Annotated in this window: 11 protein-coding genes and 1 pseudogene; 3 read left to right on the forward strand and 9 right to left on the reverse strand. The window is 64.9% G+C overall.

All coding sequences use genetic code 11. The features are described from left to right. Positions 1–6: 6 nt before the first annotated feature. The 6 genes from frr to P0Y59_06410 form a co-directional block, all read right to left on the reverse strand. Positions 7–564 (reverse strand): ribosome recycling factor, encoded by a 558-nt coding sequence (frr, locus tag P0Y59_06385; protein ID WEK01309.1) that lies wholly within the window; start codon positions 562–564, stop codon positions 7–9. Next, positions 551–1,294, reverse strand: a complete 744-nt coding sequence (gene pyrH, locus P0Y59_06390; GenBank protein WEK02513.1) for a UMP kinase — start codon at positions 1,292–1,294, stop codon at positions 551–553. Before pyrH ends, frr begins: the two co-directional genes overlap by 14 nt. A gap of 206 nt (positions 1,295–1,500) precedes the next feature. Then, positions 1,501–2,421, reverse strand: a complete 921-nt coding sequence (gene tsf, locus P0Y59_06395; protein WEK01310.1) for a translation elongation factor Ts — start codon at positions 2,419–2,421, stop codon at positions 1,501–1,503. 86 nt (positions 2,422–2,507) lie between these two features. Beyond that, on the reverse strand, positions 2,508–3,383 hold the full coding sequence (gene rpsB, locus P0Y59_06400; GenBank protein ID WEK01311.1) for a 30S ribosomal protein S2: 876 nt from the start codon (positions 3,381–3,383) through the stop codon (positions 2,508–2,510). A 400-nt stretch (positions 3,384–3,783) separates the two neighbouring features. After that, the gene (pssA, locus tag P0Y59_06405; GenBank protein WEK01312.1) at positions 3,784–4,611 is read right to left on the reverse strand and encodes a CDP-diacylglycerol--serine O-phosphatidyltransferase; all 828 of its coding nucleotides are present in this window, start codon (positions 4,609–4,611) and stop codon (positions 3,784–3,786) included. Positions 4,612–4,639: 28 nt separating this feature from the next. Beyond that, the gene (locus P0Y59_06410; GenBank protein ID WEK01313.1) at positions 4,640–5,386 is read right to left on the reverse strand and encodes a phosphatidylserine decarboxylase; all 747 of its coding nucleotides are present in this window, start codon (positions 5,384–5,386) and stop codon (positions 4,640–4,642) included. A gap of 185 nt (positions 5,387–5,571) precedes the next feature. Here P0Y59_06410 and P0Y59_06415 point away from each other — a divergent pair. Together P0Y59_06415 and P0Y59_06420 are read left to right on the forward strand one after the other, a co-directional pair. Then, positions 5,572–6,797 (forward strand): annotated as a pseudogene (locus P0Y59_06415) (NADP-dependent isocitrate dehydrogenase). A gap of 195 nt (positions 6,798–6,992) precedes the next feature. Beyond that, positions 6,993–8,768 carry a cation:proton antiporter gene (locus tag P0Y59_06420; protein ID WEK01314.1) on the forward strand — a complete coding sequence of 592 codons (1,776 nt, stop codon included), beginning with the start codon at positions 6,993–6,995 and terminating at the stop codon, positions 8,766–8,768. Positions 8,769–8,785: 17 nt separating this feature from the next. Here P0Y59_06420 and P0Y59_06425 read toward each other — a convergent pair whose 3' ends face one another. Next, a complete protein-coding gene (locus tag P0Y59_06425; protein ID WEK01315.1) occupies positions 8,786–10,522 on the reverse strand; it encodes an alpha/beta fold hydrolase in 1,737 nt (578 codons plus the stop codon). A gap of 110 nt (positions 10,523–10,632) precedes the next feature. Between P0Y59_06425 and P0Y59_06430 the strand changes: the two genes are divergently transcribed. Continuing rightward, positions 10,633–11,394 carry an NRDE family protein gene (locus P0Y59_06430; GenBank protein WEK01316.1) on the forward strand — a complete coding sequence of 254 codons (762 nt, stop codon included), beginning with the start codon at positions 10,633–10,635 and terminating at the stop codon, positions 11,392–11,394. 9 nt (positions 11,395–11,403) lie between these two features. Here the strand turns inward: P0Y59_06430 and alaS are convergent, their stop codons facing one another. Together alaS and P0Y59_06440 are read right to left on the reverse strand one after the other, a co-directional pair. Continuing rightward, on the reverse strand, positions 11,404–14,061 hold the full coding sequence (gene alaS / locus P0Y59_06435; GenBank protein ID WEK01317.1) for an alanine--tRNA ligase: 2,658 nt from the start codon (positions 14,059–14,061) through the stop codon (positions 11,404–11,406). 42 nt (positions 14,062–14,103) lie between these two features. Continuing rightward, a complete protein-coding gene (locus P0Y59_06440; GenBank protein WEK01318.1) occupies positions 14,104–15,360 on the reverse strand; it encodes a Xaa-Pro peptidase family protein in 1,257 nt (418 codons plus the stop codon). Positions 15,361–15,395 lie beyond the last annotated feature (35 nt).

Below are 15,395 nucleotides of genomic sequence, written 5' to 3' on the forward strand. Positions count from 1 at the left end.
ACGAGCTCACTTGCCCAGGATTTCCTTTTCCTTGGCCGAAGCGGCTGCGTCGATATCGGCGATCGTGCTGTCGGTCAGCTTCTGCACCTCGGTCTCGTGGCGCTTGCGCTCGTCTTCGGAGAAGACGCCCTTCTTCTCGTCGGCCTTCAGATTGTCCATGCCGTCGCGGCGCACGTTGCGCGCGGCGATGCGTGCCTTCTCGGCATATTGTCCGGCAAGCTTCGCCAGTTCCTTCCGGCGTTCCTCGGTCAGGTCCGGGATTGGGAGGCGGAGCGTGGTGCCGTCGACGATCGGGTTCAGGCCGAGCCCGGCTGAGCGAATCGCCTTGTCGGCCGGGCCGACGTTCGACTTGTCCCATACCTGCACCGACAGCATGCGCGGTTCGGGCGCCGACACGGTCGCGATGGTGTTCAGCGGCATGTGCGAACCATAGACCTCGACGGTCACGGGATCGAGCAGCGACGTCGAGGCACGGCCGGTGCGCAAGCCCCCCAGATCGTGCTTCAGCGCGTCGACACTGCCGGCCATGCGGCGTTCGAGATCGACCTTGTCATAGGCGGCCATTGGCTTCCTCCTCTTCGTTTCTGACGATCGTCGACGTCCCCTCACCCCGCAGGACGGCGGCGAGATTGCCTTCGCCGCGAATGTTGAAGACAACGATCGGAATATTGTTCTCGCGGCACAATGCCACGGCAGCGGCATCCATTACCTTGAGGTTGTCGGCAAGCACCCGGCCAAAGCTCAGGCTCTCATAACGGGTGGCGGTCGGCACGATCTTGGGATCGGCATTGTACACGCCATCGACGCTGGTGCCCTTGAACAGAGCATTGCAGTTCATCTCAGCGGCGCGAAGCGCGGCTGCAGTATCGGTGGTGAAGAACGGGTTGCCGGTGCCGGCCGCGAAGATCACGATCCGGCCCTTCTCGATATGCCGCTCGGCACGCCGGCGGATATAGGGCTCGCACACACTCGCCATCGGGATCGCTGACTGGACGCGGGTCTGCACGCCGATCTTTTCCAGCGCGTTCTGCACCGCCAGCGCGTTCATCACGGTCGCCAGCATGCCCATATAGTCAGCGCTGGTGCGATCGAAGCCCTTGGCCGCCGCGGCGAGCCCGCGGAAGATATTGCCGCCGCCGACGACCAGGCATAATTCATGCCCTGCCTCCTTGGCTGCCTTGATCTCGCCCGCGACGCGGTCGACGGTCGCCGGGTCGATACCGAACTGGTTCGGCCCCATCAGGACCTCGCCAGACAATTTCAGCAAAATGCGTTTGAAGCGCGGTATTGTCACAAGTTCCAACATGCTGAGGGCCGGGGCGGCGCGAACCTTAGTAGCGCGCCAGCGCGATGCCAAGCGATGATACCGCCCGCGAACGGTGCAAAACCGATGCACCCTTCAGCCGAAAGCGTTATATCACAGCTATTTAAATAACAACATATAAGAAGGGCGAGGCCCGGCAATGCCGAACCTCGCCCTCATATTCGGTATCGAAGCGATCAGACGCCGGCAGCAGCCGCGACTTCAGCCGCGAAATCGCTGACTTCCTTCTCGATGCCCTCGCCGAGCTGGAAGCGGACATAGTCCTTAAGCTCGATCGACTTGCCGGCCGCCTTGGCAGCATTGGCGACGACGTCGGAGATCTTGGTCTTGCCATCCATCACCAGCAGCTGGCTGACCAACGCGTTTTCCTTGCGGTACTTGGCGATCGACCCTTCCACCATCTTGGCGACGATGTCAGCGGGCTTGCCCGATTCGGCTGCCTTCTCGGTCGCGATCGCGCGCTCGCGCTCGATGATCTCGGGGTCGAGGCCGTCCTCGTTGAGCGCCAGCGGGAAGGCAGCGGCGATATGCATCGCAATCTGCTTGCCCAGCGGCTCGAGCACATCGGCACCGGCTTCGCTCTCGAGCGCGACCAGCACGCCGATCTTGCCGAGGCCCGCGGCGGCTGCGTTGTGGACATAAGGAACAACCGCGCCCGATGTCACTTCGAGCCGCTTGGCGCGACGGATCGTCTGGTTCTCGCCGATCGTCGCGATGTTGTTGGTCAGGATCTCCTCGACGGTCTTGTCGCCGAGCTGCGCAGCCTTGATCGTGTCGATCGAATCGCCAAGCTCGAGCGCGACCGAGGTCACGTCACGGACGAACGTCTGGAACTGGATGTTCTTGGCGACGAAGTCGGTCTCGGAATTGACTTCAACCGCAGCGCCCTTGGTGCCGGACACCTCGATGCCGACAAGGCCTTCGGCCGCGGTGCGGCTCGACTTCTTGGCGGCGGCGGCGAGGCCCTTGGTACGCAGCCAGTCCATCGCGGCGGTCATGTCGCCGTTGTTTTCCGTCAGCGCCTTCTTGCAGTCCATCATGCCCGCGCCGCTCTTCTCGCGCAGATCCTTCACTGCTGCTGCCGTGATCTCGGCCATGTCTCTTGTCCTCTTGTGCTTCGGATATGGTTGCGGACGGGGAAGGGCCTGCGCCCTACCCCGTCCGTATGTCAGTTCGGCGACGCTCAGGCGTCGAGCTGGCGCTCTTCCTCGGCTGCAACGGTCTCGTCGGCCGCCGGAGTGACAGCTTCAGGTGCCGCTGCGGGCGTGAAATCGATCGCTTCGACCGGCGCGGCGGCAGGCGCCGGCTCGACGGTCAGCGCTTCCTCGACGGGCGGAGCCTCCATTGAGCCGACATCGACGCGACGCGCCATCTGCTCATGGCCACCGCGGGTCGCTGCGATAGCGATCGCCTCGCAATACAGGCGGATGGCGCGGCTGGCGTCGTCATTGGCAGGCACCGGGAACGCGATACCGTCCGGCGACACGTTCGAATCGAGGATCGCCACCACCGGGATACCCAGCGTGTTGGCTTCCTTGATCGCCAGCTCTTCCTTGTTGGCGTCGATCACGAACATCACGTCCGGGATGCCGCCCATGTCGCGGATGCCGCCGAGCGAAAGCTCGAGCTTGTCCTTCTCGCGGGTGAGCTGAAGCACTTCCTTCTTGGTCAGGCCGTGCGTGTCGCCCGAAAGCTGCTCTTCGAGCGTCTTGAGGCGCTTGATCGAGTTGGAGATGGTCTTCCAGTTGGTGAGCATGCCGCCCAGCCAGCGATGGTTGACGAAATGCTGGCCCGAACGGCGGGCCGCGTCGGCGACGGGCTCCTGCGCCTGGCGCTTGGTGCCGACGAACAGCACCTTGCCGCCCGCCGCGACCGAGGCGTTCACAAATTCGAGAGCGCGTGCGAACAGCGGCACGGTCTGCGAGAGATCGAGGATATGGACGCCGTTGCGGTCGCCGAAGATGTAGGGCTTCATCTTCGGGTTCCAGCGGTGGGTCTGGTGGCCGAAGTGCGCGCCCGTTTCGAGCAATTGCTGCATGGTGACGACAGGTGCCGCCATAAGGTAGTTCCTTTCCGGTTGTGCCTCTGGGAAGCGAGTAATCCGGACTGCTCCGGACACCGGCGATGTGTGCTTCCCATGCGGTGTGAAGGCGCGGCCTCTAGCTGAGCCTCTGTTGGAAATCAAGCATTGACAATGGGAACATCAAGAGAACATAAAGTGACCGCAACAGGGACATGGAACGGAACGCAAGGCTCCGCGGTTCTCCGGCTTCGGTTTCTGCCCACGCAATCAGGGAGTTGGGCAATGATGGCAGTTCTCGGCATGGTGGTTTTCGCTGGCGCCTTTGCTGCGGCGGCGTGGGTGTTCGCGTTCACGCTCGTTCCGGCATTGCCCCGAATCGTGGCGTTGCTCCGCGGCGAGGCTGATCCGGCCCATGTGATCGCCCCGATGCTGACTCTCAGCGACCGCCAGCTTCGCGCCCGGGTTCGTCCGGTGCCGGCAGCGGCAATTGCGGCTCGGTCGCGGGCGTTCCGCGCAGCCGCCTGACCCGCCGATAGGCAGTGACGCTGAACGGCATCGATCCAAGATAGGCAATGCAGACGGCCGTCAGCGTGTGCCAGGGTGCCGAAATCAGCGCCGCGCCGAGCAGCACGACGATTGCGATCGCCTCGAATCTTATGTTGTTGCGAAGCCTGAGCGACGACCAGCTATAGGTCGCAATGCTCGACACCATGAGCATGGCGATGATCGCGACCCAGGGCGCAACCAGCCAGGGCGAGCGCAACAACGGCTGATCGTTCCAGAAGGACAGATAGAGCGGCAGCATCGCCAGCCCCGCGCCAGCGGGTGCAGGGATGCCCGTCAGGAACCCGGCCGATTTATGCGGCTGCTCGGTCACATCGATATTGGCGTTGAAGCGGGCAAGGCGCAGCGCGCAGAATACCGCGAACACCAGCGCGACCAGCCATCCGAGGCGCGGAATATCCTTCAGCGACCAGAGGTAGACGATCAGCGCCGGCGACACCCCGAACGATATGGCATCGGACAGAGAATCGAGTTCGGCGCCAAACCGGCTCTCGCCGCGCACCAGTCGGGCGACGCTGCCGTCCAGCCCGTCGAGTACACCGGCGATCATGATCATCGTCACCGCCATCTCCCACTGGGCGGAGATGGCAAAACGGATGCCGGTCAGGCCGAAGCACAGCGCCAGCGCGGTGACTGCATTGGGGGCAACCGCGCGAAGCGGCAGGCCACGGGGCGACCGCCTCCGGAGCGGATGCCTCACAGGGAGCGGCTCGCCATCTGGAAGCAGGTCATTGGGCAATACCGGTCGCCGCGCTCACGCCGGGGCGTCCAAGGACCGTCTCACCTGCGACGCTACGCTGGCCAAGTGAGACCTGGGGGGCGATATCGTCGGGAAGATAGACATCGACCCGGCTGCCGAAACGGATCAGGCCAACGCGCTGGCCGGTCGCGACCATATCGCCGGGCTTTACGAAGCCGACGATCCGCCGCGCGACGAGGCCCGCGATCTGAGTGAAGCCGATGCGGCGCGTGTTTCCGTTTGAGTCCGGGCGGCTCTCGACCACGATATGCTGGCGCTCATTCTCCTCGCTTGCCTTATCCAGATCTGCATTGAGGAATTTGCCGGAGATATAGACGACCTGACGAATCGTTCCGGCGATCGGCGTGCGGTTGATGTGCACGTCGAACACCGACATGAAGATGGAGACGCGTATCAGTGGCGCGTCGCCCAGGCCATTCTCGCCGGCCAGCTCGCGCGGTACCGGCATGCGCTGGATCATCGTGATCAGCCCGTCGGCGGGAGCGATGATCAGCCCCTCCCCTTGTGGCGTGACGCGCACCGGATCGCGGAAGAACGCCGCCACCCAGACGGTAAGGCCGACCAGCGGCCACGCCATGAACCAGCCGAACCACCAGAGCGCCAGGAGCGTGACAGCGCCCGAGACGAGAACATATTTGCGCCCCTCGGGGTGCATGTCGGGAAGGCGCCATTTAATCGCGGGGGTGCCCGACGGCGGCGTGTCTGATGAAGCCATCGGCCCGGTCTATCTCCTGCGCGATCCCAAGACAATGACCGGGCGGGATTGAAGGGTTGCGATTGAGGGGAGCGATGAGGCGATCAGCGGGCATGCCCGAGAGAAGGTCGCCACGACGATGTTGATCCGCGCCGACCTTCCTCCTAGACGCTCACCGAAACCTCCCCTCTGGAAAGCGAGTATCGATGGCGAAGATCAAGGTAAAAACGCCTGTCGTGGAGATCGACGGCGACGAGATGACGCGGATCATCTGGCAATGGATTCGTGAGCGCCTGATCCTTCCCTATCTCGATATCGACCTCGATTATTACGACCTCGGCATCCAGAAGCGCGACGCGACCGACGACAAGATCACTGTCGACAGCGCCCGCGCCATCCAGAAGTACGGCGTCGGCGTGAAGTGCGCTACGATCACCCCCGACGAGGCGCGGGTCGAGGAATTCGGCCTCAAGAAGATGTGGAAGTCGCCCAACGGCACGATCCGCAACATCCTGGGCGGCGTCGATCTTCCGCGAGCCGATCGTGATGCCGAACGTGCCCCGGCTGATCCCGGGCTGGACTCATCCGATCGTCGTCGGCCGCCACGCGTTCGGCGACCAGTATCGCGCGACCGACTTCGCGTCCCCGGCCCCGGCAAGCTGCGCCTCGATGTTCGAGGGCGACGACGGCACCGTCATCGACGAGGAAGTGTTCCAGTTCCCGGTCGCCGGGCGTCGCCATGGCGATGTACAACCTCGACGATTCGATCCGCGATTTCGCCCGCGCGTCGATGCACTACGGCCTCAACCGCGGCTGGCCGGTCTATCTCTCGACCAAGAACACCATCCTCAAGGCCTATGACGGCCGCTTCAAGGACATGTTCGCCGAGGTGTTCGAGAGCGAGTTCAAGGATCGAGTTCAGGGAAGCGGGCATCGTCTACGAGCACCGCCTGATCGACGACATGGTCGCGTCGCGCGCTGAAGTGGCATGGCGAATTCGTCTGGGCCTGCAAGAACTACGACGGCGACGTCCAGTCGGACCAGGTCGCCCAGGGCTTCGGCTCGCTCGGCCTGATGACCTCGGTGCTGCTCACGCCCGACGGCAAGACGGTCGAGGCGGAAGCCGCGCACGGCACCGTCACCCGCCATTTCCGCATGCACGAGCAAGGCAAGGCGACGTCGACCAACCCGATCGCGTCGATCTTCGCCTGGACCGGCGGCCTGAAGTATCGCGGCAAGTTCGACGGCACCCCCGAGGTGACCGAGTTCGCCGAGACTGCTCGAGAAGGTCTGCGTCGACACGGTCGAAAGCGGCAAGATGACCAAGGATCTCGCGATCCTGATCGGCCCGGATCAGCCCTGGATGACCACGGAGCAGTTCTTCGAGGAGGTTCGCATCAACCTCGAACAGGCGATGGGAAGCTCGAAATAACCCATGACAACACCGCCACCGCGTCCGGATCGGGCGCGGCGGCGATGTTCATGCCCTCACAGCCGCCCCTGATGCGCGGGCAATATCGCGTGGCGGCGGCACAAACGCCCGGCTGACGGCAAACCAAACCGATAATCGACATATCGCCGCCACTCATCGGCTGACAAAGTCGTTTCGCCATGCCTAAATACCCCCATGGCGATGGGATTGGACAATAAGGGCTTCAGCGACGCACTCGTCATTCTTGGCGCTGCGGGACTGGTTATTCCGGCATTTGCTCGGCTGAAGATCAGCCCGGTGATCGGGTTCATTCTGGTCGGCCTGCTGGTCGGCCCTTCGGGTCTCGGCGCGCTCGTCCACGAATATCCGTGGCTCTACTACCTCACCATCTCGGACGCGCACGCGATCGAGCCGTTCGCCGAATTCGGCATTATCCTGCTGCTTTTCTCGATCGGGCTCGAGTTGTCGCTGAAGCGCCTCTGGTCGATGCGGAGGCTGGTGTTCGGCACCGGCGCCGCCGAACTGCTTGGGTCCGGCCTCATCATCGGCGTAGCCATCCATCTGACCGGACAAAGCTGGCCCGGGGCGATCGGCCTCGGTCTGGCGCTCGCCCTCTCCTCAACCGCGCTCGTCCTGCCGATCGCGGGCACGAGCAGTCCGGTCGGCCGGTCCGCCTTCGCGATGCTGCTGTTCGAGGATCTCGCGCTCGTCCCGATCATCTTCGCGCTGGCAGCGCTCGGCCCAGGCGCGGGTGAAGGCTTGAGCGCGATCGCCGGCGTGATCATCGGCGGCATCCTGACGATCGCCGCGATGTTCATCGGCGGGCGGGTGATCCTGCCGCGGCTCTTCGCCCAGGCCGCGCGGACCAAGAGCCCGGAACTGTTCCTTGCCGCCTCGCTGCTTGTGGTGATCGTCGCGAGCCTCGCCACGACCGCTGTCGGACTCTCGCCCATCGTCGGTGCGCTGCTGGCCGGCGTGCTGATCGCCGAGACCGACTATCACAGCGAAGTCGAGGTGATGACCGCGCCCTTCAAGGGCCTGGCGCTCGGCGTGTTCCTGATCACCGTCGGCATGAGCCTTGACCTTTCCTCGATCCTCGAGAACTGGCCTGCGCTGCTGGCGGCGATCGTCGCCGTGGTCGCGGTAAAGGCGCTGGTGACGTTCGGCCTGCTCAAGTTCGCGGGCATCCGCAACGGAGTAGCGGCCGAAACAGGCCTGTTGATGGGGAGCCCGTCCGAAACCACGCTGATCGTGCTCGGCACGGCGGCGCAGGCGAGGCTGATCATGCCGGACACGGCGAGTTTCTGGCAGACGGTCACCGCCATAGGCCTGACCATCACGCCCCTGCTCGCCTGGCTCGGCCAGCGCGTGGCCCGAAGGATCGAACTGCGTGGCGGCAGCAACGAATCCGAAGCGGAAATTCCCACGGCAGGGCCCGGCACAGTGGTGATCGGCTTCGGCCGCGTCGGGCGCATGGTGGCCGATATGCTCAAGGTGCATGACCAGCCCTTCATTGCCGTCGAGGCCGATATCGACGCGGTCAAGGCAGCACGAGCGGAAGGATATCCCGTCATCTTCGGCGATGTCGCCCGGTCGGAACTGGTCGACCGGCTCAATCTCGGTCGTGCCAAGGCGCTGATCCTGACGATGGACGATCCGGTCCTGTCAGTGCAGCTCACCCGCCGCGTGCGCAGCTGGGTGCCCAACCTCACGATCGTCGCCCGCGCCCGCGATACCGCCCATGCGGCTGAACTTTATCGCGCTGGCGCCACCGACGCCGTGCCAGAAACGCTGGAAAGCTCGCTTCAATTGTCGGAGGCGCTTCTGGTCGATCTCGGCATTGCCGTTGGTCCGGTCATCGCCTCGATCCACGAAAAGCGCGACGAGTTGCGCAAGGAGATCAAGGAAGCAGCGGACATGGTGCGCGAGCCGCGCCTGCGCCGCGCTCGCAAGGCAGCGATCGAGACCTGATTCCCCGATAACATCGATCAGCCCTGGGTCGCCGTCCCGGCCACGACATAGAGGGTAATCAACATCCCGGCCAGCACGGCGCCGGGCCGATGGCTGCCGGTGCGGCTCCAGCCAAAGGTCATGACCGCTGCGACAGCGGCCAGCACCGGCACGAACTGGATCGCGATGATGGTCGACAGCGGATCGAATCCGGTCGCCAGGGTGCCCGTCGCGAAGAATGCGCCATAGACCAGACCGAGCAGCGCGGCGAACCCGCCACACAGTACCAGCATGGGCGAGACATAGCGCACCACACCATGGTCATCCGCGACCGTCAGCGAGCTCAGCACCCTTCCCGTCATCAGGAAGGCGACTGTCATCGGCACGATGTAGATCAGCGCGATCAGCCATTGCCGGATGCTCGGCGGCTTGATCGCCATGATCCAGAAGCGGAGATCGGTCATCAGCAATCGCTGCACCAATGCCAGAACCAGATAGGCCACCAACGTCACGGCAAGCGCGAGCAGGATCGTCTTCAACCAATCGATTCCAGTTTCCCGTCCGGCCGATCGCCCTCGCCCGAAGAACCAGGTCAGCCCCGCCCCCACCAGCGCCCACACCGTCACCTGGGTCGTTACCGTCTGCGGCAGGAACGCCGTCGCCGGCACCAGCAGGAATATCCCGATGAAGACCGGGAAGAAGATCAGCACCGGCACCACGGCGGCGATCGCCGCCCGACGCCACCATCGCGCGTCCCGAGCGGGCAACGTCGCGACGGGGTTGCCCCGCAGCGACGCAAAGAAGGGAAGCGCCAGCATCAGATCGAACAGCCCCAGCACCAGCGGCACAAAGCCGAGCAGGCCGAGGCCGGTGCCAATCTCCTTCCAGAACCATATCTGATCCCCCGCCGGACGCGGATGACCGCCGGAAAGCGTGCGAGCGAACCAGTCGGTTGCGGCGCCGATCGCCGCCGCCGAGATATGATCACCCGGATGTGTCGTCGACGGCTGCACCAGATATCGCGCCGTTCCCGCCGGGATCGAGCCATAGAGCCTACCCGCCTGCACCGCTTCCGACGTGCCGAACAGCTGCTTCAGCTTCACGCTTTGCCCGACATCCATGGCGCGCCCGACACCCCACATCAGTTGGGAGAATTCGTCATAGCGGCTATAGACCAGTCCCAGATTGCGCGGCCATCCGGGCGTGCCTTCCTTCGCATAAGGCGCGCCGGTGGACGATCCCTCAAGCACGATCGAGCGATAGGCATCGGGCATCGCCGCCGCCGCCGCGAGCACAGTCCAGCCGCCCATGCTGTGCCCCTCAAGCCCGATCTGGTCCTTGTCGACGAACGGCAGCGAGCGAAGATAGGCGAGCCCGTCCGGCCCGCCAAAGCCATTCGAGAATGCCTTGCCGCCGCTATAGCCATGGCCGGTCTGGTCCATCGCCAGCACGACATAGCCGCGCCGGGCGAACTCGATCGCAAAGCCGTCCTGCGTCTCGCGCGAATTGATATAGCCGTGCACCGCCAGGATGCCGGGCGCTGGCGTTGTCGGTGTTGCACTTGTCGGAACGTAGAGAAGCGCGCTCATCTCGGTGCCGCCGGCGCCGTTGAAACGGATATCGCTCACCCGGACGCCGCCGGAGGTCTGGATCGCACTTGCGAGCAGTGCCCCGCCCAGGATCATTACCATGCCGATCGCCGCCAGCATCCAGCGCGGCCATCGCCGGGCCGGGAGCGGTTCGAGCCCGACCGAATCCTGCTGCTGGCTATCCATCGCATCCCTCCCCTTCGGGCGCGGTCGCGGGGCGCCGGCGCTCTCCGACGATGTCATGCGCCACTGCACGAACCGATGTCAAAGCCGCCCGTGCGTTCTAAGAAGCCCCCATGTGTGTCCTGGCCTTTGCGTGGCAAGCGCATCCTCGCTGGCGGCTTCTGCTGACCGGCAACCGCGACGAACTCCATGCCCGACCGGCTCAGCCGCTTGAGCGCTGGCAGGAACCGGATCATCTGCTTGCCGGACGCGATCTCCAGTCTGGCGGGACCTGGCTCGGCGTGTCCGAACAGGGCCGCCTTGCCGTGGTCACCAACCTACGCGGCTTTGGCTTGCCGGAGCCCGGCCTGGCCTCGCGCGGGGCGCTGGTGACGGACTATCTGGCGGGGAACGGTCCTTATGCGGATGCGCTCACCGCTGATCTTTCGGTCTTCAATCCGGTCAACCTGATCGTGGCTGACCGGCGAGGAGCACATTTCCTCTCGAACCGGCCGGATATCACGCGAAGCACCCTCGCTTCGGGCCTGTACGGCTTGTCGAACGGACGGCTCGACGAGCCGTGGCCCAAGACAATGCGGCTCAAGTCACGGCTGCTCGACTGGATCACCGGCGACGCGATCGATCCCGAATTGCTGTTCGATGGCTTGCGGGAACAGATCCTGCCCGACATCGGCCTAGAACCCCACACGCCTTCCGATGTGCCGCAGGAACCGCTTCATTCGCCGATCTTCATCAGCAATCCGGTCTATGGCACACGGTGCAGCACCATAGTGGCAATCGACATGTCGGGACGCGGCGTCATCATGGAACGACGCTTCTCGGCCGATGGCGACGAGACCGGCAGGACGAGCCTGCCCTTCTCCTGGCCTGAATGACATCAAGGTTCAGGCGGTTGCCTGACCCTCGGCAAGGGCTGCCCTAATCGCGTCGATCGCCTCGGCGCCCTTCGATCCGTCGGGGCCGCCGCCCTGCGCCATGTCGGGCCGGCCACCGCCGCCCTGCCCGCCGAGCACGGCGACCGCACGACGGAGGAGGTCGACAGCGCTGTAAGTCGCAACCAGATCGTCGGTAACCCCAACCGCAATCGAAGCACGCCCCTCATTGACCGCGACCATCACCGCGACGCCCGATCCGATCCGTTGCTTGGTCTCGTCGACCGCGCCGCGCAGGCCCTTGGCATCGAAATCCTGGACGACCTGGCCGACGAAGCTGACCCCGCCGACCTGCTCCGGCCCGGCCGCAGTGGCGGAGCCGCCGCCAAGTGCCAGCGCCTTCTTCGCCTCGGCCAGTTCACGTTCCAGCCGCCGCCGGTCTTCGACCAATGCGGCGACACGTGCCGGCACGTCATCGGGCGATGTCTTGAGCGCCGCCGCCGCGTCGCGCAGCTTCTCGTCGCGCGCAGTGAACCACTGCCGCGCAGCCTCTCCGGTCAGCGCCTCGATTCGCCTGATCCCGCTCGACACCGCGCTCTCGCCGATCACCTTGAACAGGCCGATGTCGCCGAGTTGCTTCACATGAGTGCCGCCGCAGAGTTCGAGCGAATAGGTCCTGTCGCCCTCGCGACCCATCGAAACGACTCGAACCTCGTCGCCATATTTCTCGCCGAACAGCGCCATCGCACCCTCGTCGATCGCCTCTTCGGGCGTCATCAGCCGGGTCGAGACTTCGCCATTCGCGCGGATATGCCGGTTCACATCGGCTTCCACCTCGGCGATGCGGAGCGGCTCGATCGCGGTGGGCTGGGAGAAATCGAAGCGAAGCCGGTCAGGCGCGACCAGGCTTCCCTTCTGCGCCACATGCAGGCCCAGGCGCTGGCGCAGTGCCTCGTGCAGCAGGTGAGTCGCGGAGTGGTTAGCGCGGATTGCACCGCGACGGCCCTGGTCGACGGTCAGTCGCACGGCATCGCCAATAGCGACCTCGCCGGCCTCGACATAGAGACGATGCGCCCAGAGGCGGCCGAGATGCTTCTGCGTATCCTGGATCGAACCGCGCAGTCCCTTCTCGCTGCCGATCGACCCGGCATCGCCTACCTGGCCGCCACTCTCGCCGTAGAAGGGGGTCTGGTTGACAACCAGGTCGACCGTATCGCCCGGGCCGGCGCGATCGACCCGCTGACCATCCCTGACCAGCGCGATAACCTGACCTTCGCCCTCTTCGGCGCTGTAGCCGATGAACTCGGTACCGCCGGTTTCCTCGGCGATGTCGAACCAGATCTCGTCCGAGGCGCGGTCGCCCGAACCCTTCCAGGCGGCACGCGCAGCGCGCTTCTGCTCCGCCATCGCCGTGTCGAAGCCCGCACGATCCACGCCGAAGCCCTGCGCCCGCAACGCGTCCTCGGTCAGATCATAGGGGAAGCCGAACGTATCGTAGAGCTTGAACGCGGTTTCACCCGCCAGGGTCGCTCCAGGCACCATGCCGGCTGTCGCTTCATCCAGCAGGCGCAAGCCGTTGGTCAGCGTGCGGCGGAACTGGGTTTCCTCCTGCAGCAGGGTGGCCTCGATCGAAGCCTGCGCGCGCAGCAGTTCGGGATAGGCGGTGCCCATCTCAGCGATGAGCGACGGCACCAGCCGGTGCATCAGCGGCTCCTTCGCCCCGAGCAGATGCGCATGCCGCATCGCGCGGCGCATGATCCGGCGAAGCACATAGCCCCGGCCTTCGTTCGCCGGCAGCACGCCGTCAGCGACGAGGAAGCCCGAAGCGCGCAGATGATCGGCAATAACGCGGTGGCTCGCCTGGGTCGGGCCGGTGCTGGCGGTACGGGTCAGCGCGCTCGATTCGGCGATCAGCGCCTTGAACGTGTCGGTGTCGTAATTGTCGTGCACGCCCTGCAGCACCGCCGCGACGCGCTCCAGCCCCATGCCGGTGTCGATCGACGGGCGCGGCAGATCGGCCCGGGTGCCGTCAGCCGATTGCTCGAACTGCATGAACACCAGGTTCCAGATCTCGACGAATCGGTCCCCATCCTCGTCAGGGCTGCCGGGAGGGCCGCCGGGGATATGATCGCCATGATCGTAGAATATCTCGGAACAGGGGCCGCACGGCCCCGTATCGCCCATCGACCAGAAATTGTCCGAAGTGGCGATGCGGATGATCCGGCTCTCGGGCAGGCCGGCGATCCGGCGCCAGAGGTCGAAAGCCTCGTCGTCCGTATGATAGACGGTGACGGTCAGCCGGTCGGGCGAGATGCCCCATTCCTTCGTGATCAGATTCCAGGCGAGCGAGATCGCGCGCTCCTTGAAATAATCGCCGAACGAGAAGTTCCCGAGCATTTCGAAGAAGGTATGGTGCCGCGCCGTATAGCCGACATTGTCGAGATCATTGTGCTTGCCGCCCGCGCGCACGCATTTCTGCGACGAGGTTGCGGTCGAATAGGGGCGCGTTTCAAGGCCGGTGAACACATTCTTGAACGGCACCATGCCCGCATTGACGAACATCAGCGTCGGATCATTGTGCGGCACAAGCGGCGCGGACGGGACGCGCGCATGTCCCTCGGCTTCGAAATAGTCGAGGAAGGATCGGCGGATGTCGTTGGTCGATGTCATGGGCGGCGATTTAAGCGGGACTTCGCGCCTTGCCAAGGAACATCACCCGAACGGGGCGTCGATCGTCGTCGGAGGCTGCGAAAACCATTTCGGGCCAGCCGGGGTCATGTGAAAACAATCCTCCAGCCGTACCCCGAACTTGCCCGGCAGATAGAGCCCCGGCTCATCCGAAAAACACATGCCAACGGCCAGCGGCGTAGCCTCGCCATGGACCAGATTGACCGGCTCATGCCCGTCCAGCCCGATGCCGTGGCCGGTGCGGTGCGACAGGCCCGGCAGCTTGTAGCGCGGGCCATAGCCAAGCGCTTCATAGCGGCGACGGACGGCGTCATCGACGCTCCCGGCTGCCGCCCCGAGCTTCGCGGCGGCGAACGCGGTCGCCTGGCCCTCGCGCACATGATCCCACACTTTGCGCTGCTCGGCATTTGCGGTGCCGAACACGAAAGTGCGCGAGACATCCGACTGATATCCCTGCGCCGTGCAGCCGCAGTCCATCAGGACCACCTGCCCGTCCGCCACGACCTGCGGCGCGCGGCTGCCATGCGGATAGGCCGCGGCCTCGCCGATCAGGACCAGCGCGAATTCGGGATCGCCGCCCAGCTTTCGCGTCGCCGCGTTCATCAGTGCGCCGATATCGGCCGGCTTCATGCCTTTCTCGATTCGCGGATATGTCCAGCGATAGGCGGCGATCGTCACATCGGTCGCAGTCTGCATCAGCGCGATCTCGGGCGCTGTCTTGATCATGCGGCAACCGCGCACGACCGGATTGGCGGAGACGAGTTTCGCGCCCGGCAGCGCCCGGGCGAGGCCGTTCACCGCGAAATAGCGCAGGGTCTCCTCGATCCCGATCGGGCGCGCGGCGAGCTTGCGATCCTTCAGGAAGCCGGCGACGACGACCAGCGGGTCCTCATCCTCCTGCCACACCCGCACCTCCGCCGGCACGCCGAGCGTCTGGCGAACGGACGGTTCCTCGAAAAAGGGCGTGACGATGCACGGGTCGCCCTCGACCGGCAGCACCGCGGCGGTCAGCCGTTCGCTCCGACCCCAGCGAACGCCCGTGAAATAGATCAGCGACGATCCGGGCTCGATCAGCACCGCACCGATCCCATTTGCCTTCATCAGGCCCTGCGCGCGCGCGATTCGGGCCCGGCGCTCTTCAGCGCCGATCGGCGCCGTGCCCGCTGTGATGTCGTTCAGCGCGGAAAGATCAGGTTCGGCCGCCCGGAGGATCGACGGCACGGCGAGCAACGAAAGACCCGTCACCGCGCCGCCGAGCAACTCGCGTTTCGTCACCAGCATAGGGCCTCTTTCCGTTTGTTGCGTCCGGACATAAG

It is taken from the genome of Candidatus Sphingomonas phytovorans (genome assembly GCA_029202385.1).
Taxonomy (GTDB): Bacteria; Pseudomonadota; Alphaproteobacteria; order Sphingomonadales; family Sphingomonadaceae; genus Sphingomonas; species Sphingomonas phytovorans.